Here is an 18,904-nt window from a genome sequence, read left to right on the forward strand (position 1 = left end):
CGAGGGGCCGGGACGCTTCACGTTCGGCCCGAGAGCGAATGAGCCCGTGGAAGTCCCGGGAGTTCGGTCCTAACATGCGCCGCCCCGGGCTCATCCGCCCGGCGTCCATCCATCGCAGCACGTTCCCGCACGCAATATGCCCGCCGTCGCCGAACAGACCGACGCTCCCGCCTTCGTCCGCGTGGGCAAGCCCGCCCCGGACTTCGAAGTCACCGCCTACGATCGCCGCAAGGACGGTGACGAGGACGCCCAGTTCCCCACGATCAAGCTGTCCGACTACCGCGGGAAGTGGGTCTGCCTGTTCTTCTACCCGCGCGACTTCACCTTCGTCTGCCCGACGGAGATCGTCAGCTTCAACAACGCCCTCGACGAGTTCGAGGACCGGGACTGCGAAGTCCTCACCGGCTCCACCGACAGCGAATACACCCACAAAGGCTGGTGCGATTCGCACGAGGACCTCGGCAAGCTGAAGTTCCCGATGCTGGCCGACACCAGCCAGAAGGTCGCGAAGGCCTTCGGCGTGCTCGACGAGGACGCCGGTCTGGCGAACCGCGGCATCTACCTGATCGATCCGAACGGCGTGGTCCGCTGGATGGCGGTGCACGACCTGTCCGTTGGCCGCAACGTTGAGGAAGTGCTCCGGGTGCTGGACGCCCTGCAGACCGACAAGCTGTGCCCCTGCAACTGGAAGGCCGGCGAGAGCACGCTCGACTAGTCCGTCGCGATTTCTGAGAGCCGCTCCCCCTTGGTCGGGAGCGGCTCGTTTTCGTTTTCCGCCCGCCCCGCCGAGCCCATGCCGATCTCCCCCCTGCCGGAAAGCGAGGCCGCCGACAAGGCCGCGCAGACCTACGACCGCCTCAAGGACATGCTGGGCGCCGACGCGGTGCCCGAGGCGTTCCTGACGCTCGGCCGCGCCCCCGCCCTGCTGGGCGACTTCTATATGAACTTTAAGAAGTTCGTCTGGAAAGAGGGCAAGCTCGACCGGCGGACGAAACTGCTTGTCGCCCTGTCGGTCGCGCTCAAAGAGGCGAGCGGTCCCTGGACGGAGTTCTACACCGGGCTCCTGAAGGAGGAGGGCGTGACGGAGGAGGAGATCACGGACGTCGCCGCCCTGGTGGCGACGAACGCGACCTACAACACCTTCTTTAAGTTCCGCAAACTCTCCGGCACGGACCTGTTCGACGGCCTGCCGGTCGGCCTGCGGGCCCACGCCTTTCAAGCAACGTCATTCGACGAGAAGACGGTCGAACTGATTAACACCGCGATCTCCGACCTCAACGCCTGCGAGCCCTGCGTCGCCGGACACGTGAAGAAGGCCCGGGCTCTCGGGCTGGAGCCGGAGGCGATCTTGGAGGCGATCCAGGTCACGGCGGTCGTGTACAGCGGCGTGCAGTTTACCAAGTCCGCTCAGGCCTGAGGCGACCGGTCGAATGAGTCTCGAACGCGACGACGAAGCCCCCTCCGGCGGCGGCTCCCAGACGACGGCCCCCCCGCCGCCGCAGAACGGCGACGCCGATTCGTCGGGCGGCGGCGTCGGCACGATCGCTCCCCCGGCGACGGCCCGCGGCCGCGACTGGGCGGCGTTGCGGCAGTTCAGCGTCTTTCTGGAGAACCGCGTCGGCAAACTCGCCGACCTCACCCGCACCGTCGAAGACGCTCACCTGCGGATCGTCGGCCTCTCGATCCAGGACGCGGCCGATTCCGCCGTCGCCCGCTTGATCGTGGACGACTACGAGCGGGCCCACGAACTGTTCGACCTGTCCGGGTTCTGCTTTTTCGAGTCCGACGTCGTGGCCGTCGAACTGCCGAACGTCGACAGCCCCGTCACCGACGCCTGCCGCACGCTGCTGCGGGCCGAGTTGGACGTGCACTACGCTTACACGATCGCCCTGCCGGACACGCCCCGCGGCGGGCTGGCGATCTACGTGGACGACGTGGACCTCGCCCTGGCCGTCCTCGGGAACAGCCGGCTGACGGTCGTGACCGAGGGCGATCTGAAGTCGCGGTTCGACTGATCGCCGGCCGCCCCGACGCCGCCTCCCCCGACAACGAGCCCGCCGCGGCTCGCTGGTGGGTTCGTCCGCTGAAGTGGGGGCTCACGCTGGCGGTGGTGGCCTTCGTCGGCTGGCGGGCGGTCGGACTGTGGGAGGACGCGGCCCGGCGGCCGTTCGATCTGCACCCCGTCTGGCTGCTGCCGGCCGGGCTGGCGTACCTTGCCGGTTGGCTGCCGAGCGTCTGGGTTTTCCGACTGTTATTGGAACGAGCCGGCCAGCGGGTCGGCTACGCTGACGCCGCCCGCGCCTACTACTGCGGGCACTTGGGGAAGTACGTGCCCGGCAAGGCGCTGGCGTTGGTGATTCGCGGGCGGCTGATCGTCGGCCGGGGCGGGACCTTCGGCGTGGGAACGCTCGCGGCGGGGTTGGAGACGCTAATCTCCATGGGCGCCGGGGCGGCCGTCGGCGTGGCGCTGCTCCCGTGGGGACTCGCGGGAACGGAGGCGGGCGAGCGGCTCGATCGGTTTCCGGGCTTTGGATTCCTGCTGGAACGGCCGCTGATCGCCGTCGCCGCGGTGGCGGTCGGCACGGCGTTGGCGTTGCCCGTGTTGGCCGCTCTGTTCACCCGACTGGCTGTGAAACTGGCGCCCGCGGAGGCCCGGGAGGCGGTCCGATTCGCCCCCGGCGTGCTGGCCGTGGGGCTGGCGGCGTGCGGAGTGGGCTGGGTCTGGCACGGCATCAGCCTGTGGTGCTGCGTGCGGGCCGTCGGCGGCACGGCGGAGGCCGCCGATCTGCTGGCCTGCGTGGGGGCGGCGGGGCTGGCGACCGCGGCCGGCTTCGCCGCGGTGTTCGCCCCCGGCGGGGTCGGCGTGCGGGAGGCGATCCTGATTGAAACCCTTTCCCCGCGGGCCGGCGTGGGGGCGTCGGCGGTCGCCGCGGCGGTCGTGCTGCGGTTGGTCTGGCTGGCAAGCGAGTTGTGCGCGGCCGCGCTGCTGTACTACGTTCGCCGGGTCCCGCCCGCCGGTTCCCCCCCCGGCTCTCGCGCTGGTTCCCCCCCAGACCCGCCCGCCGCCGATGCTGTCGATCCTCGTCCCGGTCTATAACGAGCGCGACAGCCTCGCCGAACTGCACCGCCAGGTGACGCGGGCCTGTGAGGACGCCGACCTCGCCTTCGAGATGATCCTCATGGACGACGGCTCCCGCGACGGGTCGTGGGAGATCATCGAGGGGCTGGCCGCGGCGGACGAACGGGTCAGCGGCGTGCGGTTCCGGCGGAACTTCGGCAAGGCGGCCGCCCTCACCGCCGGCATGCGGGCCGCCAGCGGTCGGCTCCTGTTGATGATGGACGCCGACCTGCAGGACGACCCCGCGGAAATCCCCGCCCTGCTGGCGAAGCACGAGGAGGGCTACGACGTCGTCAACGGCTGGAAGGAGCGCCGGCTCGATCCCTTCGGCAAAACGTTCCCCAGCAAGGTGTTCAACGGACTCGTCGGTCTGCTGACCGGCCTGAAACTGCACGACCACAACTGCGGCCTGAAGCTGTTTACGGCCGACGTGGCCAGCGAGATCCGCATCTACGGCGAACTGCACCGGTTCATCGCCGTGCTGGCCCACGCCCGCGGCTTCTCTGTGGCGGAGCAGAGCGTCAACCACCGGCCCCGCGTCCACGGGCACAGCAAGTACGGCGTCCGGCGGTTCCTGCGGGGGCTGCTCGATCTGCTGACCGTCACCTTCCTCACCGGCTACGGCCAGCGTCCGCAACACCTGCTGGGGGCCGTCGGCCTCGGTTCGTTCGCGCTCGGCTTTCTCGGGCTGGCGTACCTCGCCTGCGCCTGGGTGGCGATGAACGTGCTCGGCCTCGGCGAACCGGAACCGATCGGCGGGCGGCCGCTGCTGCTCTACTCAATCGCCCTGTTGCTCCTCGGGGCCCAGGCGCTGAGCCTCGGTCTGCTGGCGGAACTGGTGGTCAGCTACGTCACCCGGGACCGGGACAGCTACAGCGTGAAGGAGCGGACGCGGGACCGGGTCGTCGAAACCGACGAACCCACATTTGGAGCCGCGACCGTGAGGGAGCGTCTCTAGCCGGCGGCGACCGCGGAGGGCCGCTCCCTCTCGGTCGCGGCTCTATGAACCGGGCACGAGGAACAGTTCCCCGACGACGCGATCCTCCACCACGATCGGTTCGCCCGGCCGCAGTTCGCCGCGAGCGATCCGCTCCTCCAGGAACCCGGGCACGACCCGCGGGGCGAACCCGTAGCTGTTCCGGTAGCGAGCGATTTCCGCCCAGTTTACCGCGATCGCGGCGACGTCCGGCGGCAGCGGTTCGTCCGGGTCGGCCAGCGGCGGGTCGTCCCAGACAGTGGCGTAGATGGGCTGGAACTCCGCCCCGAACACCTGCGCCTCGCCGATGAGGATCACCGAGTCCTCCGGCCCGAAGCGGCTGTTCAAGGCGGCGATCAGCGGGGCGGTCCGTCGCTCCACCCACGGCCCGGCGGCTTTCGGGTCGGCGGAGAACGGGACCTCCCCGGCGATGCCGCCGACGCAGACGGCGAGGTTGAACAACACGCCGGCCCCCGCAGCGGTCCAAGCGGCGACGCGGACCGGCCATTCCTCCCGCGTCGTCGCCCACCGAAGCCCGGCCCCGGCCAGCACGCACCCGACCGGCAATAGCGGGACCCAGAAGCGGTCGATCCGGTGCGTGGCCAGATACCACAGCAGGATCAGCCCGCCCAAGGCCGCCGCCAGCCACCCAGCCCGCCGCGGCCCGGTTCGGTACGGCCCCGCCACCGCCGCCAGCGGGGCGAAGGCGATCAGCAGCGACGTGTGAAAGGTGTCGAGCCCCAACGGCTGACCGACCCAGTGCGGCCAGCGGGCCGGCGACCAGCCTGGCGGCGAGTGGGCGGCGGTCCAGCGGGCGTTCGTGGCCGCGTCCCAGCCGTCCCCGCCGAACAGCCCCCACAGCAGCGGGAAGACGGGGTTGCCGGTTTCGATGAGGTTCTTCAGGAGCCACGGCCCGGCGAAGACCGCGAAACCGCCGGCGAACGCCGCGAGTTTCCTCCAGTCCCGGCGGGCGATCAGCAGCGCGACCCCCGCCGGCGCCGCGATCAGCAGCAGGGCCGGGTATTTGCAGCCGAACGCCGCCCCGGCGAGCAGCCCCGCCAGCAGGGCCGGGCGGACCGAATGCAGCCGGCGCCGTCGCACCGCGATCGTGACCGCCAACAGCGTGAGCGTGCCGTAGGCGCACAGCGCCCCCTCCGCGTACGGGTGCAGGGCCAGCCGCACGGCCCAGGGGCTGGTGAGGAACGCCGCCGCGGCGAACCCTCCGCAGCCCGCCCCGAACAGCCGGCGGGCGACGCAGCCGGCGGCCAGCGCCGCCAGCGGGACGAACCCGGCCAGCGTCGCCTGTCCGGCGAGCGCCCCGACCCGCCAGTCCCCGCACAGGTGCATGCAGAGCAGCGTGAGCATCTCCGTCCCCGCCGGCATCTGCGTGTAGACGTTGTGCGGCAGCCGATCGATCCGCCCCGCTTGGAACCACTCCTTCGGCCCCTGGAGGTGATACTCGCGGGCGTCGAACTCCGTCGTGGGGACGGTGGAGCCGAGAGCGATCAGCACGAAGAATGGGGCAGCGGCGAGGGCAGGAATGAGCCAAACTCGCCCAATGTTGCCGAGGAGCGTCGGCCGATCGTTCCACTTCCGCGTCGAGGCCATCCAGCCGAAGACCGGCGGCCCGCTGATTTTCAGCAGAAGCACAAGGTAGGCGCCGCCAGCCAGCAGGAGCATGCCCGGCCCGATCCAATCCACGGTGCCCGATAGTCCGAGGAGCAAGATCAGCAGGGAGAGCACCCCGGCTCCGAGTCCGGCCTGAAACACCGTCGCCTCGTACGACGTCAATCCTTGGACCCGCACCGCTGCGAGCAGCCCCCACCCGAGGGCAAGCGAGAACAGCCACACGGCCGCCGCCGTCCCCCAAGCTGCCCACCGCCACGGGTGCAGCACGCCGGCGAGGCCGGTCGGCAGGTCGTCCGGCGTTTCGAACAGCTGCTCCGGGACGAGCAGCATGTTGCCGGCGATCGCGGCCCGGGTCGGCGCCGGGCCCGGCAGGTCGCGAGTGAAGAACCACAGGCTCGCCGCGACGACCCACGCCGCCGCGGCCCACGGAACCCACGGCCGGCTCCTCACTCTCTGCTCCATCAGGCCGGCAGCGTCGGCGGGCCGGCGTCGTGCCAGTCGAAGCCGAGGTCCAGCGCGACCGCCGAATGCGTCAGCGCCCCGACGCTGATCCGGTCCACGCCGCTCTCGGCGATCGCCCGGACCGTGTCGAGATTCACCCCGCCGCTGGCCTCCAGCTTCACAGCCGAGCCGGCCGCGTCTCGCTCTGCCACAGCCTGCTTCAGGGCCTTGGGCGGCAGGTTGTCGAGGAGAATCACGTCGGGCTCCGCCGGCAGCACGGCGGCGAACTGGTCGTGCCGGTCCACTTCCACGATCAGCAGCGCCCCGGCCGGCAGTTCGCCCTTCACCCGCCGCACGAGAGCCCCGAGGTCACCGTCTTCCCCCGTCCGCTCCCGCCAGGCGGCGAGGTGGTTGTCCTTCACCAGGCAGGCGTCGTGCAGGCCCATCCGGTGGTTCGCCCCGCCGCCGCAGCGGACCGCGTACTTTTCGAGCCGCCGGTAACCGGGGTGCGTCTTGCGGGTGTCGAGGATCGTGGCGGGCGTCCCCTCGGTCGCCTCCACGAATCGCCGGGTCAGCGTGGCGACGCCGGAGAGGTGCGTGAGGAAGTTGAGGATCGTCCGCTCCGCCGTCAGCAGGTCGCGGACCGGGCCGAACAGGCTGGCGACGACGCTGCCGGGGTGCAGGGCCTCGCCGTCTTTGGCGATCGGGAGCAGTTCCAGCGGGGCGTTCCCGGTCCGCTCGGCGACCGCGGGCAGGATGCGTTCGACGATCGGCAGCCCGGCCAGCACGCCGCGGCCGCGGCTCTTCACGTCGCACCCGCCCGTGGCGTCGGCGGGCACGAGCAGCCGGCTGGTCAGGTCGTCGCCGTCCGGGCCGAGGTCCTCGTCGAGGGCCAACGCGATCAGCGCGTCGGCGGCGCGGGCGTCGGCGTCGGAAAAGTTGGGCATTTCGGCGGGCACGGCCCTATCGTAACGCCGAGCGCCCGCGATGCCCTTGCCGACGAACGGCGGGGTCCCTTCCGAAACGAATTTTGAGCAACAGATGATCGTCGGCGTTCCCACCGAAACGAAGTCGGACGAGTACCGCGTCGCGATGCTGCCCAGCGGCGTCGAAGACCTCACCGCGGCCGGTCACCGCGTGCTCCTGCAGGCCGGAGCCGGGCTCGGCAGCGGGATCGAAGACGCGGAGTACGCCGCCTGCGGAGCGGAACTCGTGGACTCCGCCGCCGACGTGTGGGGCGAGGCGGAACTGATCGTGAAGGTGAAGGAACCGCAGCCGTCCGAGTGGTCGCGGATGCGGCCGGGGCAGATCGTGTTCACCTACTACCACCTCGCTGCGGACCGGGAACTGACGGAGGCCGTCCGCGACACCGGGGCGACGGCCGTGGCCTACGAGACGCTCCGCGGCCGGAACGGCGACCTGCCGTTGCTCACCCCGATGAGCGAGGTCGCCGGGCGAATGAGCGTTCAGCAGGGGGCGAAGTTCCTCGAACGCCCGCAGGAGGGCCGCGGCATCCTGCTGGGCGGCGTGCCCGGGGTGCCGCCGGCGTACATCGTGATCCTCGGGGGCGGGGTGGTCGGCAAGAACGCCGCGAAGATCGCCGCCGGCTTCGGGGCGGAGGTGCGGGTGCTCGACGTCAACGCCGACACGATGCGGCGCCTCGGCGACGTGATGCCGCCGAACGTCATCACTGTGCACTCCGATCGGCACAACGTGCGGGCGGAGGTGTTGAAGGCGGACCTCGTCATCGGTGCCGTGCTGATCCCCGGCGCCGCGGCCCCGAAGCTGGTGACGCGCGAGGACGTCGCCGCGATGAAGCCGGGGGCGGTGGTGGTCGACGTCTGCATCGATCAGGGCGGCTGCTTCGAGACGAGCCGGCCCACCAGCCATGCGGAGCCGACCTACGTCGTCGACGGGGTGGTGCACTACTGCGTGACGAACATGCCCGGCGCCGTGGGGCGGACCAGCACCTTCGCCCTCTGCAACGTGACGTTCCCGTACGTCCGGCGGATCGCCTCCCTCGGACTGGCCGGGGCCTGCGCCGCCGAGCCCGGGCTGCGGGAGGCGGTGAACTGCCACGGCGGGGCGATCACCTACCGCCCGGTCGCGGAGACGTTCGGGCTGCCGTTCGTGGAACTGTCGTTCTGAACCGCGCCTCCGGCGTCGAAAGGGAAGGAGGTGGTGAAGGTCCGGCGCCGCGGTAGGCTGGCGGTATCGCCGCTCCGATCCGCCGCCGCCGCACGCTGCATCTGCCGGTCACGCTCAGCGTGGTCCTGCTGGCGCTCAATATTGCGCTGATGACGGCGTGGATCGTCATCCTGTCGAACACCTACCAGTACACGGCGCTGACGGTGGGCACGGTGCTATTCGCACTGGTGCTGGTCGGCTCGACGGCGTACCTGATCCTCAGCATCAAGGCGGTGCGGTTGCACGCCCGGCAGGTGAACTTCGTCGACAGCGTCACCCACGAGCTGAAGACCCCGCTGGCTGCGGCGAAGCTTTACCTCGAAACGATGCAGATGCGGCCGGACATGCCGGCCGAGAAGCGGGCGGACTGTCTGGAGGTGATGGCCGCGGAGTTGAACCGGCTCGAACACCTCATCATCCAGCTGTTGGAAGTCGGCCGGCTGGAACGGCTCGGCACCGGCGTCGAGGTGGAGGACGTGGACCTCGCCCCCCTGCTCCGTCGGGCGATGACCACCGCGGCGGCTCACCACAAGTACGATCCCGAGGCGATCTTCTCCGCCGACCTGCACTCGGTGATCGTGCCGGCCCGCCGGATGATCTTGGAGACGATCTTCGGGAACCTGCTGGACAACGCCGTCAAATACGGCGGTCAGGGCGGCGCCCCGCCGCAGGTCGCCGTGGAGGTGCGGGAGAAGCGCGGGCGGGTGATCACCCGCATCGCCGACGACGGCGTCGGGGTGCCGGCGGAGTTCCGCAACAAAATCTTCGACCTGTTTTACCGGGGCGGGAACGAACTGGAGCGAACCCGTCGCGGCACCGGTTTGGGGCTGTACATCGTACGGACGCTTGTCACGCTGCTGCAGGGTAAGGTGCGAGTCTTCGACCGGGCGGACGGCCCGGGAAGCGTTTTTGAAGTTGATCTGCCGGGGGTTCGCCGATGAGTTCGTTCACGCCCCCGCCCCGCGGCCCGTCCGCGGGGGATCGTCGCTCGGATCGCGCCCCGCGGTTGCTCGTGGTGGAGGACGAGCGGGCCATCGCCGAGGGCCTGCGGTTCAACTTCGAGGCGGACGGCTACGCCGTGACGGTCGCCGGGGACGGCCCGTCGGCGCTGGCGGCGTTCGAGTCGGCGAAGGCGAAGTCGGGGAGCGACGGGGCGTTCGACGGCATCATCCTCGACCTGATGCTGCCGGGGATGAGCGGCTACGAGATCTGCCGCACGATCCGCCGCACCGACCCCGCCGTACCGATCCTGATGCTGACGGCCCGCACGCTGACGGAGGACAAAATCGGCGGGTTCGACGCCGGGGCCGATCAGTACGTGACGAAGCCGTTCGTCCTGCCGGAACTGCTGGCCCGGGTGCGGGCGATGCTGGCCCGGCCCCGGCCGGCCCCGCCGGAGGAGCCGTCCGGCCGCGAGCCGGTGCGGGAGTTCGGCGACGTGTCCGTCGACTTCGACGCCTTCCGCCTCACGGTCGCCCGGGGCGACAAGTCGCGGACGCACGACCTCACCACGCAGGAGGCGGCCCTGCTGCGGCTGTTCGCGGAGAACCCCGGCCGGGTGCTCCCGCGGCAGGAGATTCTCCGAGAAGTCTGGCCGCCGGACGCCGACGTGACTCCCCGGACGATCGACAATTTCGTGCTCCGCCTCCGTCGAATGGTGGAGCCGGATCCGTCCGATCCGAAGTACTTGGTCAGCGTGCGGGGGACCGGGTACCGGTTCGAGCCCGAGGGTTCGTCGTAAGTGTTTTGGTTGCAGTGGTTTGAGGAGTGACGAAAGGGTGACGGAGGCATGACGGCTCGCTGACGGCGGTTGTGCGGCGTCTGCCTACTCTGTGGGTCGAAACGATCTCGGAGCGGCGGCTGCCCGCCCTCCGTACCGCCGCCGAATCCACGAGTCGAACGCCCAATGTCCGCCGCCCTCGCTCCGAAGACTCCTCTTGCGCCGAAGTCGCCCGCCGCTCATGCGCCCGCGCAGGCTGCGGACGGAGACGCGAAGCTGCGGGCCGCCGCGAAGCGGGAGCGGGCGGAGGCCGATCGGGAGCGCCTGTTCGACGCCTTCAACAGTCGGCACCTCTGGAAGCGGATCAGCTGGCCGGTGCTGGTCTGGATCACCGCGATGCACGTCGGGGCGGTCGCGGCACTGTTCTTCGTCACCTGGGAAGCGATCGCCGTCGCCGTCGGCCTGCACTGGCTGACGCTGTCGATCGGCATCTGTCTGGGCTACCACCGCTTCCTCTCCCACAAGAGCATGAAGCTGCGGACCCCCGCGGAGTTCTTCGTGCTGCTGTGCGGCGTGCTCTCCGGCGAGGGTTCCCCCCTCACCTGGGCCGCCACCCACCGCCTGCACCACCAACGCAGCGACCAGCCGGGCGACCCGCACTCCCCGCACACCGACCACGACGACGGCTGGTGGGCCCACCTCTATTGGCTGTTCCTCGACCGCAGCAAGCGGGATCAGGAACTGCTCTTCGAGAAGTACGTGCCGGAACTGAAGGACCGGCCGATGCTCCAGTTCTTCGAGAAGACCTACGGCCTGTGGATGGTGCTCCCCGGCGTCGTCCTCTACGCGGTCGGCGGCTGGCCGATGCTGCTGTGGGGCCTGTGCGCCCGGATGACCTACGCCTACCACAGCACCTGGTTCGTCAACTCCGCCACCCACCTGTGGGGCTACCGGAACTACGAGACCCGCGACCACAGCCGCAACCTGTGGTGGGTGGCGATCCTCAGCTACGGCGAGGGCTGGCACAACAACCACCACGCCCACCCGTCCAACGCCCGGGCCGGCCACAAGTGGTACGAACTGGATCCGACCTTCTGGGTCATCAAGCTGCTGAAGGCGACCGGCGTCGCCTACGACGTGAAGGACAAGATCCCCGCCTCGGCGAAGGCCTAGACGCAAACCGTCTCTGACCGCCGGCGTCCCGGGCTCTTCGAGAGTCCGGGACGTTTTGCGTTCGGGGGCTATGCGGCCGGTTCACGCAGCGGGCCGCCTCGCAGGAACCGCACCGTGGCGGCCCGCACCGTCGCGTTCGTCATCAGGAAGGAGTGCCCGGCCCCGCGGACGCAGAGGTGGTCCGCCTCGCCGGCGAGGTGCGTTTCGGAAACGGCGACGGTGCCGTCGTCGTCGCCCTCGATCAGCGGGTTGTAGCCGCTCTCGACGCCCCGGCAGCCGGCGATCGTGGCGAACGTCCCCCGCGGGGCCGGCAGAACGGAGAGCGTCTCCGTCGCCCCCCGCGAAATCTCCGCCGCCGCGGCGCCCCAGAGGAAGTCCAGCGAATCGCCGACCAGCGGCATCCCCCGCAGGGCGTCGGCCATCGCCGCCCCGCCGTTCGGCACGCCCAGCAGCACGCTGCGGCCGACCGGCACGTCCTCCGCCTGCAACGCGCCCCAGGCCCGCAGCACGATGCCGCCGGCGCTGTGACAGACGAAGTGCAGCCGCACGGGGGCCTTTGGGTCTTCCTCGCGGAGCAGCCGGTCCGTGACTTCGTTCAGCATCGCCGCGGAAGCCCGCAGCGACTGGCGGGTGCTGGGGTAGTCGACGACCACGGTCGTGAACCCCGCCGCCCGCAGGTCGGCCGCCAGCCGGACGAAGCACCGGCCGCTGCGAATCATGCCGTGCAGCAGAATCACCACGTCCCCTGCCGGCCGCGGCAGGTTGCGGGCGGCGATCGCCTCCGTGAGAGCGGCCTCGCAGGCGGCCCGGTCGCCCCAGGCCCGGCGGAGGTGCCAGTCGTCCAGCAACCGGTAATGCCCAGTGACGGCATGTCGCTGGATGCGCCAGCCGGCCCGGTGGGCCACGTCGCCCCAGAACTGCATCCCCCCCAAGGTGGGGAACGTCAGGTTCGGCGGGGCGAAGCCGGCCGCGGGCGCCGTCTCGGCGGGCGCCGGGCCGGCGGGCGCCGCCTCGGCGGCGGGGCGGTCGGGGTCCGGGCCGGCGGGGGGCGGGGCGACGGTCATGGCGCAGAGCAGAAGCGAAACGGGCATCGGCGGTCGAGCGTCGGCGTCAGTTCGGGCGGACTCCCGGGAGGCCGGATATTGACGCGGCCCGCCCGGGTTCTATTCCAATCCCGCGTCCCGACGGAGACCATCGCCGCATGACTGAACCGCTCCCCCCCGCCGAAACGTTCGATCCCGCCGCCGCCGGTTCCCCGGACGGGGGCCGCTGGGACCTCCCCCGGTTCGACCGGTTTGCCGTCGAGAGCGTCGAACCGGACGTCACGGCGATGCTGGAAACGGCCGCCGCGGGGTTCGAGGAGATCGAGGCGAATGTGCAGCCGACCTACGCCGCGACCGTGACGGCGACTGACCGGCTGTTCGAGCCGTTCGAGAAGATCTGGGGGCCGGTCGGGCACCTGATGGGGGTGCAGAACTCGAAGGCCCTGCGGGACGCCCACGCCGCCGTGCTGCCGGCGATCGTGCGGTTCGGCCTGAAAACGTCGCAGAGCCGCCCGCTGTACGACGCTCTCGTCGCCCTCCGCGACGGGCCGGAATGGCGGGACCTCAGCGGCGTTCAACAGCGGATCGTCAATCAGAAGATCCTCGCCGCCGAATTGGCCGGCGTGGCTTTGGAGGGCGAGGCGAAAGAGCGGTTCAATGCGCTCTCCGAGGAGGCGTCGAAGCTGTCCACGGAGTTCTCGAACCACGTGCTCGACGCCACGAAGGCGTTCTCGCTGACGCTGACCGAGCCGGAGGAGGTCGAGGGCCTGCCGAAGACCGCCCGCCGCCTGTTCGCCGCCGCCTACAACGAGGCGAAGGAGGCGTCGGACGCGGAGGCCACGCCGGAGAACGGTCCGTGGCGGGTGACGCTGGACGGCCCGGCCCTGACGCAGTTCCTCTCCCACGCCGCCCGCCGCGACCTGCGGGAGACGCTCTACCGGGCCCACATCACCAAGGCGAGCCGCAAGGGCGACACGCCCAGCGAGGACGATAACGAACCGCTGATTGGCCGCATCCTGCAGATCCGTCAGGAGATGGCCGAGCTGCTGGGCTATCCGCACTTCGCCGCGGTCAGCCTCGCGGAGAAGATGGCCCCGGACGTGGCCGCCGTCCAGAAGCTGCACGCGGACCTGCTGGGCGCCGCCAAGGACGGCGCCGAGCAGGACATGGCGGATTTGAAGCCGCTGGCGGAGCGGTACGGGCTCGACGAGATCCGTCATTGGGACGTGGGGTTCCTCGCGGAGCGGCTGCGGGAGGAACGGTTCGAATTCACCGACGAGGACCTCCGCCCGTACTTCGCTCTGCCGAACGTGCTCGACGGGCTGTTCCAGCTCTGCCACCGGCTGTTCGGAATCACGGTGGAGCACGCCGACGGCGAGGCGCCGGTCTGGCACCGGGACGTGCGGTTCTTCCGGGTCAAGAACGAGGACGGCCAGGTCGTCGCCGGGTTCTACCTCGACCCCTACAGCCGTCCGGCGGACAAGCGGGGCGGCGCGTGGATGGGCGACTGCCTCGGCCGCCGGCGGAATGCGGACGGCTCGCTGCAGTTGCCGGTGGCTTATCTGGTCTGCAACGGCACCCCGCCGACGGGCGACACACCCTCGCTGATGAGCTTCCGGGAGGTGGAAACGCTTTTCCACGAGTTCGGCCACGGCCTCCAGCACATGCTGACGACCGTCGAGGAGCCGGGCGCCGCGGGGATCAGCGGGGTCGAATGGGACGCGGTCGAATTGCCGAGTCAGTTCATGGAGAACTGGTGCTACCACCGCCCGACGCTGATGGGCTTCGCCAAGCACCACGAGTCCGGCGAGCCGCTGCCGGAGGACCTGTACGAGAAGATCGTGAAGGCCCGCACTTTCCGGGCCGGCTCGCAGATGTGCCGGCAGATCGGCTTCGGGGCCTCCGACATGACGCTGCACAGCACGCCGGAGGTGGCCGGCGACAGCGCCGCGGCCCTCGCTCTGCACCGCAAGACGCTGACGCGGGTCTCCGTGCTCCCGCCGCTGGAGGAGGACCGCACGCTCTGCAGCTTCTCGCATATCTTCGCCGGCGGCTACGCGGCCGGGTACTACAGCTACAAATGGGCGGAGGTGCTCTCCGCGGACGCCTTCGCCGCCTTCGAGGAGGCCGGGCTGGACGACGAGGCCGCGGTCGCTGAAACCGGCCGCCGCTTCCGCGACACCGTGCTGAGCCTCGGCGGCGGCGAGGACCCGATGACGGTGTTCGAACGGTTCCGCGGCCGTCCGCCGCAGCCGGACGCGCTGCTCCGCCACAGCGGTCTGGCGTCGCGCTAACGAGGCTGGATCGGTCCGATCGCCGCTCCCGTGGGAAAAATTCGATGGAACCGGCGGCGCCGGCCCCGTAGAATGTAAGCCCCGAACGGTCCCGCCCGCGACGGCGGAGCCGTAAGACCCGACGTCTGCGTTCCCCCCCCTGGGAGCGTCCCGCCGTACGTCCTCCCCAATTTTGATCAGGCTGACGCCGCCCATGCGGATTCGCGTGTTTTGCCCGAACTGCGGCGTTGCGTTCACCGCTGCGGAGCGGCATGCGGGCAAGGTGGGGCGTTGTCCGGGGCCGAACTGCGGACGCAAGCTGCGCGTGCCGGACGCCAAGCCGGACGTGGTGTTCGAGTCGATTCCGTCGTCGCGGTCCGGGCGGAAAAAGGCCTCCGCCCCCACGAGCTCCGCGGCGTGGGGCAAGGTCGGCGCCGGGGTGGCCGTCGCGGCGGCGTTGGCGATTGGGCTGATCCTCTTTTTCCCCGCCGGCGAAGAGCCGGCGGTCGCGGCAACCCCCGCGCCGGCCGCTCCTCATGGGGCCGCCCGTCCGGCCGCCCCCGCAGCGATTCAGGATGGGGCGGCCGCTGTCGCCCCCGCCGCGGCGACGTCCGCCCCGCGGGTGAAGCTCGCGGCGATGGTCGAGCCGAAGCGGACCTTCGCCGACGGCGTCGGGAGCTTCCTTGAAAAGCACTGCCTCGACTGCCACGGCCCGGACTTCGCCGAGGCCGACGTGGATTTCGGATCCGTCAAATCCGCCGAGGACGTCCGCGAGAACCGCAAGGAGTGGGAACGCGTCCTGGCGATCCTGAAGGTCGGGGCGATGCCGCCCTCGGAGATGGAGCAGCCGACCGCCGAGGAACGGTCCGCCGCCGTCGACTGGATCGACCGTGTGCTCCACGAAGTCGACTGTCAGGTCGACAACGATCCCGGCCGCGTCACCGTCAGCCGGCTGAACCGCACGGAGTACGACAACACGATCCGCGACCTGCTGGGCGTCGAGCTGAACCTCAGCGAGCACTTCCCCACCGACGACGTCGGCAACGGCTTCGACAACCAGGGCGACGTGCTCACGCTCCCGCCGCTGTTGCTCGAAAAGTACCTCGCCGCCGCGGAGAAGGTCGCCGAGGCGGCGATCGTGGGGGATCTGACGACCCTCATGAACCACGGCGAGAAGCTGGACGCCAATCGGTCCGTGCAGGGGCACAAGGACACGTACCGCTTTCCGGCGGACGGCGACTACACGATCCGCATCCACGCCCAGGCCCAACAGGCGGGGCCGGACAAGGCGAAGTACGAGGCCACGCTGGCCGGCCTCCCGCTGGCGAAGGTCACGCTGAAAAAGGAGCGGACGACGGAGACCTTCGAGCGGACGATCCCGGTCAAGAAGGGCGAGTGGCCGCTCGAGATCAAGTTCGTCAACGACTTCTACGAGGACGACGGCAAGGGCGGGAAGCTGGACCGGAACATCTATCTGGAGGAGATCGAGATCCAGGGCCCGCTGGGGCAGCGGCCGGAGAACCTCCCCCCGGTGCACGCCGCGATTGTCACGACCACGCCGGAGGAAGCCGGCGGCGTGCGGGAGGCCGCGGAGAAGATCTTCCGCCCGCTGGCCTCCCGGGCCTTCCGCCGGCCGGCGACCGATCTTGAAGTCCAGCGGTTGGCGACGCTGGTCGAGTCCACGGTCGCCAACGGCCGCACGTTCGAACAGGGCGTGCAGTTGGGGCTCCAGGCGATGCTCTGCTCCCCGCACTTCCTGTTCCGTATCGAGCGCGACCCGGTCGACGCCCGGCCCGGCGAGCCGGCGGGGCTGAACGACTACGAGCTCGCCAGTCGGCTGAGCTACTTCCTCTGGTCCTCGATGCCCGACGAGGAGCTGTTCCGCCTGGCCGAGGAAGGCCGGCTGACGGATTCGAAAACGCTGTCGGAGCAGGTCGACCGGATGCTGGACGACCCGAAGTCGGAGGCGTTGGTCGAGGGATTCTTCGCCCAGTGGCTCAACCTCGGGATGCTGGACGAGTTCAGCCCCGACGGCCGCCAGTTCGGCGGGATGTGGACGAGCGACACCAAGGTCGCGCTGCGGCGGGAAACGGAGTTGTTCTGTCGCGAGGTCCTGCGGGAGAACCTGCCGGTCAAGCGGATGCTGGACGCCGACTTCACCTTCGTGAACCCTCGGCTGGCGGAATACTACGGCATCCCCTGGGACGGCCGCACGGGGGAACAGATGGAGGACCTCTACGCCGAGGGGCTGCCGGAGGACGTGAAGAAGGACCGCCGCCGCTTCCAGCGGGAACGTCGCCGCCGCAGCTTCCCCTACCCGAACGAGGACGAGTTCCGTCGCGTCTCTCTGCCGGAGGAGCGTCGCGGCATCCTCACGCACGGCAGCATCCTGGCCCTGACGAGCAACCCGGTCGGCACCAGCCCGGTGAAGCGGGGCAAGTGGATCCTCGACAACGTGCTCGGCACGCCCCCGCCGCCAGCCCCGCCGAACGTCCCGGCGCTGGAGGAGACGCAGGAGTCCAACAAGGACCTGTCGCTCCGCGAGGCCCTCGCCAAGCACCGGGAAGACCCCGGCTGCGCGAGCTGCCACGCCGTGATGGATCCGCTGGGCTTCGCCTTCGAGCACTTCGACGCGATCGGCCAGTGGCGGGAGAAGGACGGCAAGCACGAGATCGACGCCTCCGGCGAACTGCCGGACGGCACAAAGTTCACCGGGGCGACGGAGCTGATCGAGGTTCTCGCCGGCCGCTCCGACGAGTTCGTCGCCCACTTCACCCGGCAGCTGATGACCTACGGCCTCGGCCGCGGGTTGGAGTGGTACGACCGGTGCAGCGTCGACGGCGTCGTCGAGGCGACCCGCCCGGACGGTCACCGCGTCCGCGACCTGATTCGCGGCGTCGTGCTGAGCGACCCGTTCCGCAAACGCACCGCCGCGACGCTCGCCGCCAACTGAGCTCCGCCGGCGTCGCTTCGGCGGCGTCGGCGTTGATCTGTTAGAATCGTTCACCTTTCCCCTTCACCGCAGGCTCCCCCGTGTTCTCTCTGAACCGCCACGCCCCGCTGTCGTCCCTGTCGCGACGCACCCTGTTGCGCGGCGCGGGGGCTGCCCTCGCCCTGCCGCTGTTGGAGGCGATGCCGCTGCCCGGCCTGTCCGGCGTCGCCAAGGCGGCCGACGGGGCGGCGAAGGGGCCGGTCCGCCTGTCGTTCATGTTCTTCCCGAACGGCGTGAACGTGGACCGCTGGTTCCCGAAGACCGAGGGGGCCGGCTGGGAGCTGACCCCGACGCTGGAACCGCTGAAGGAGCACCGCGGCGACGTGACGGTGCTCAGCGGGCTGGATCAGCACAACGCCTACAGCCTCGGCGACGGCGGCGGCGACCACGCCCGGAACGCGGCCACGTACCTCACCGGCGTGCACCCGCTGAAGTCCTCCTCGACCATTCGGGCCGGTCGCAGCATCGACCAGGTGGCCGCCGACCGGATCGGCTCCCGCACCCGGCTGCCCAGCCTGGAGCTGGGCATCGACCGCGGCCGGAACTCGGGGAACTGCGACTCCGGCTACTCCTGCGCCTACTCCAACAACGTCAGTTGGCGGAGCCCCACCCAGCCGATGTCCAAGGAGATCAATCCGAAGCTGGCCTTCCAGCGCCTGTTCGGCACCGAGGGCGGCGACGACGCGGTCGAGCGTCGGCTGGCCGACCGGAAAAGCATCCTCGACCTCGTCGCCGACGACGCGGCCTCCCTCACCAAGCGGGTCGGCTCGACCGACAAGCAGAAGCTGGACGAGTACTTCACCAGCGTGCGGGACGTGGAGCGCCGCATCGAGCGGACCCTCACCGCCCCCCCGGTCGAGCGGCCGGACATCGACCTGCCCCCGGGCGTGCCGAGCGAGCTGAACGAGCACATCCAGCTGATGTACGACCTGCAGGTCCTCGCCTTCCAGGCGGACGTCACCCGGGTGACGACGTTCATGCTGGCGAGCGCCGGCAGCAACCGGAAGTACGAGGAGGCCGGCGTCAAAGACGGCCACCACCACCTCTCGCACCACCAGTCGAACGAGCAGAAACTGGAGCAGATCGCTCGGATCGATCGGTTTCTGATGGAGCACTTCGCCCGCTTCCTGACGAAGCTCAAGGAGACGCCGGACGGCGAGGGGAACCTGCTGGACAACAGCCTGATCCTGTACGGCTCCGCGATCCGCGACGGGAACCGGCACAGCCACTCCGATCTGCCGCTGATCCTCGCCGGCCGCGGCGGCGGGGCCGTGAAGTCGGGACTGCACCGGCGTTACGAGAAGGGCACGCCGCTGAACAACCTGTTCCTGACGATGCTTGACGCCGTCGGC

The 18,904-nt window shown here is 70.2% G+C and carries 15 protein-coding genes; 12 read left to right on the plus strand and 3 right to left on the minus strand.

Annotated elements, in window-relative coordinates; genetic code table 11:
* Window positions 1-136: 136 nt before the first annotated feature.
* The 5 genes from ACG2DA_RS14940 to ACG2DA_RS14960 all read left to right on the plus strand — a co-directional run bounded on the left by ACG2DA_RS14940 (window position 137) and on the right by ACG2DA_RS14960 (window position 4,076).
* On the plus strand, window positions 137-715 hold the full coding sequence (locus tag ACG2DA_RS14940) for a peroxiredoxin (RefSeq protein WP_395256586.1): 579 nt from the start codon (window positions 137-139) through the stop codon (window positions 713-715).
* Window positions 716-793: 78 nt separating this feature from the next.
* Window positions 794-1,417 carry a carboxymuconolactone decarboxylase family protein gene (locus ACG2DA_RS14945; RefSeq protein ID WP_395256587.1) on the plus strand — a complete coding sequence of 208 codons (624 nt, stop codon included), beginning with the start codon at window positions 794-796 and terminating at the stop codon, window positions 1,415-1,417.
* Window positions 1,418-1,430: 13 nt separating this feature from the next.
* A complete protein-coding gene (locus ACG2DA_RS14950; RefSeq protein WP_395256588.1) occupies window positions 1,431-2,015 on the plus strand; it encodes an acetolactate synthase in 585 nt (194 codons plus the stop codon).
* 92 nt (window positions 2,016-2,107) lie between these two features.
* Window positions 2,108-3,097, plus strand: coding sequence for a lysylphosphatidylglycerol synthase domain-containing protein (locus ACG2DA_RS14955; RefSeq protein WP_395256589.1), 990 nt, complete (start codon window positions 2,108-2,110; stop codon window positions 3,095-3,097).
* Window positions 3,069-4,076 carry a glycosyltransferase family 2 protein gene (locus ACG2DA_RS14960; protein WP_395256590.1) on the plus strand — a complete coding sequence of 336 codons (1,008 nt, stop codon included), beginning with the start codon at window positions 3,069-3,071 and terminating at the stop codon, window positions 4,074-4,076. The genes ACG2DA_RS14955 and ACG2DA_RS14960 overlap by 29 nt, the downstream gene beginning before the upstream one ends.
* A gap of 42 nt (window positions 4,077-4,118) precedes the next feature.
* Here the strand turns inward: ACG2DA_RS14960 and ACG2DA_RS14965 are convergent, their stop codons facing one another.
* Both ACG2DA_RS14965 and nadC read right to left on the minus strand, forming a co-directional pair.
* Window positions 4,119-6,173, minus strand: a complete 2,055-nt coding sequence (locus ACG2DA_RS14965; protein WP_395256591.1) for a glycosyltransferase family 39 protein — start codon at window positions 6,171-6,173, stop codon at window positions 4,119-4,121.
* An 11-nt stretch (window positions 6,174-6,184) separates the two neighbouring features.
* Window positions 6,185-7,123 carry a carboxylating nicotinate-nucleotide diphosphorylase gene (nadC, locus tag ACG2DA_RS14970; RefSeq protein WP_395256592.1) on the minus strand — a complete coding sequence of 313 codons (939 nt, stop codon included), beginning with the start codon at window positions 7,121-7,123 and terminating at the stop codon, window positions 6,185-6,187.
* An 82-nt stretch (window positions 7,124-7,205) separates the two neighbouring features.
* On the opposite strand from nadC, the gene ald reads away from it, so the two are divergent.
* The 4 genes from ald to ACG2DA_RS14990 all read left to right on the plus strand — a co-directional run bounded on the left by ald (window position 7,206) and on the right by ACG2DA_RS14990 (window position 11,244).
* Window positions 7,206-8,312, plus strand: a complete 1,107-nt coding sequence (gene ald, locus ACG2DA_RS14975) for an alanine dehydrogenase (RefSeq protein ID WP_395256600.1) — start codon at window positions 7,206-7,208, stop codon at window positions 8,310-8,312.
* 119 nt (window positions 8,313-8,431) lie between these two features.
* Window positions 8,432-9,292 (plus strand): sensor histidine kinase, encoded by an 861-nt coding sequence (locus tag ACG2DA_RS14980; RefSeq protein ID WP_395256593.1) that lies wholly within the window; start codon window positions 8,432-8,434, stop codon window positions 9,290-9,292.
* On the plus strand, window positions 9,289-10,092 hold the full coding sequence (locus tag ACG2DA_RS14985) for a response regulator transcription factor (RefSeq protein ID WP_395256594.1): 804 nt from the start codon (window positions 9,289-9,291) through the stop codon (window positions 10,090-10,092). The genes ACG2DA_RS14980 and ACG2DA_RS14985 overlap by 4 nt, the downstream gene beginning before the upstream one ends.
* A 165-nt stretch (window positions 10,093-10,257) precedes the next feature.
* The gene (locus tag ACG2DA_RS14990) at window positions 10,258-11,244 is read left to right on the plus strand and encodes an acyl-CoA desaturase (protein WP_395256595.1); all 987 of its coding nucleotides are present in this window, start codon (window positions 10,258-10,260) and stop codon (window positions 11,242-11,244) included.
* A 68-nt stretch (window positions 11,245-11,312) separates the two neighbouring features.
* Here the strand turns inward: ACG2DA_RS14990 and ACG2DA_RS14995 are convergent, their stop codons facing one another.
* Window positions 11,313-12,335 carry an esterase/lipase family protein gene (locus tag ACG2DA_RS14995; protein ID WP_395256596.1) on the minus strand — a complete coding sequence of 341 codons (1,023 nt, stop codon included), beginning with the start codon at window positions 12,333-12,335 and terminating at the stop codon, window positions 11,313-11,315.
* A gap of 110 nt (window positions 12,336-12,445) precedes the next feature.
* Here ACG2DA_RS14995 and ACG2DA_RS15000 point away from each other — a divergent pair, with 110 nt between their 5' ends.
* The 3 genes from ACG2DA_RS15000 to ACG2DA_RS15010 all read left to right on the plus strand — a co-directional run.
* Window positions 12,446-14,581: a M3 family metallopeptidase gene (locus ACG2DA_RS15000; RefSeq protein WP_395256597.1), complete on the plus strand. Its 2,136-nt coding sequence runs from the start codon at window positions 12,446-12,448 to the stop codon at window positions 14,579-14,581.
* Window positions 14,582-14,786: 205 nt separating this feature from the next.
* Complete coding sequence (locus ACG2DA_RS15005) at window positions 14,787-17,513, plus strand: DUF1592 domain-containing protein (protein WP_395256598.1); 2,727 nt, start codon at window positions 14,787-14,789, stop codon at window positions 17,511-17,513.
* 80 nt (window positions 17,514-17,593) lie between these two features.
* Window positions 17,594-18,904 (plus strand): DUF1552 domain-containing protein (locus ACG2DA_RS15010; RefSeq protein WP_395256599.1); only part of this gene is annotated, 1,311 nt, incomplete at its 3' end.

It is taken from the genome of Alienimonas sp. DA493, from assembly GCF_043951915.1.
In the GTDB taxonomy this organism is placed as follows: domain Bacteria; phylum Planctomycetota; class Planctomycetia; order Planctomycetales; family Planctomycetaceae; genus Alienimonas.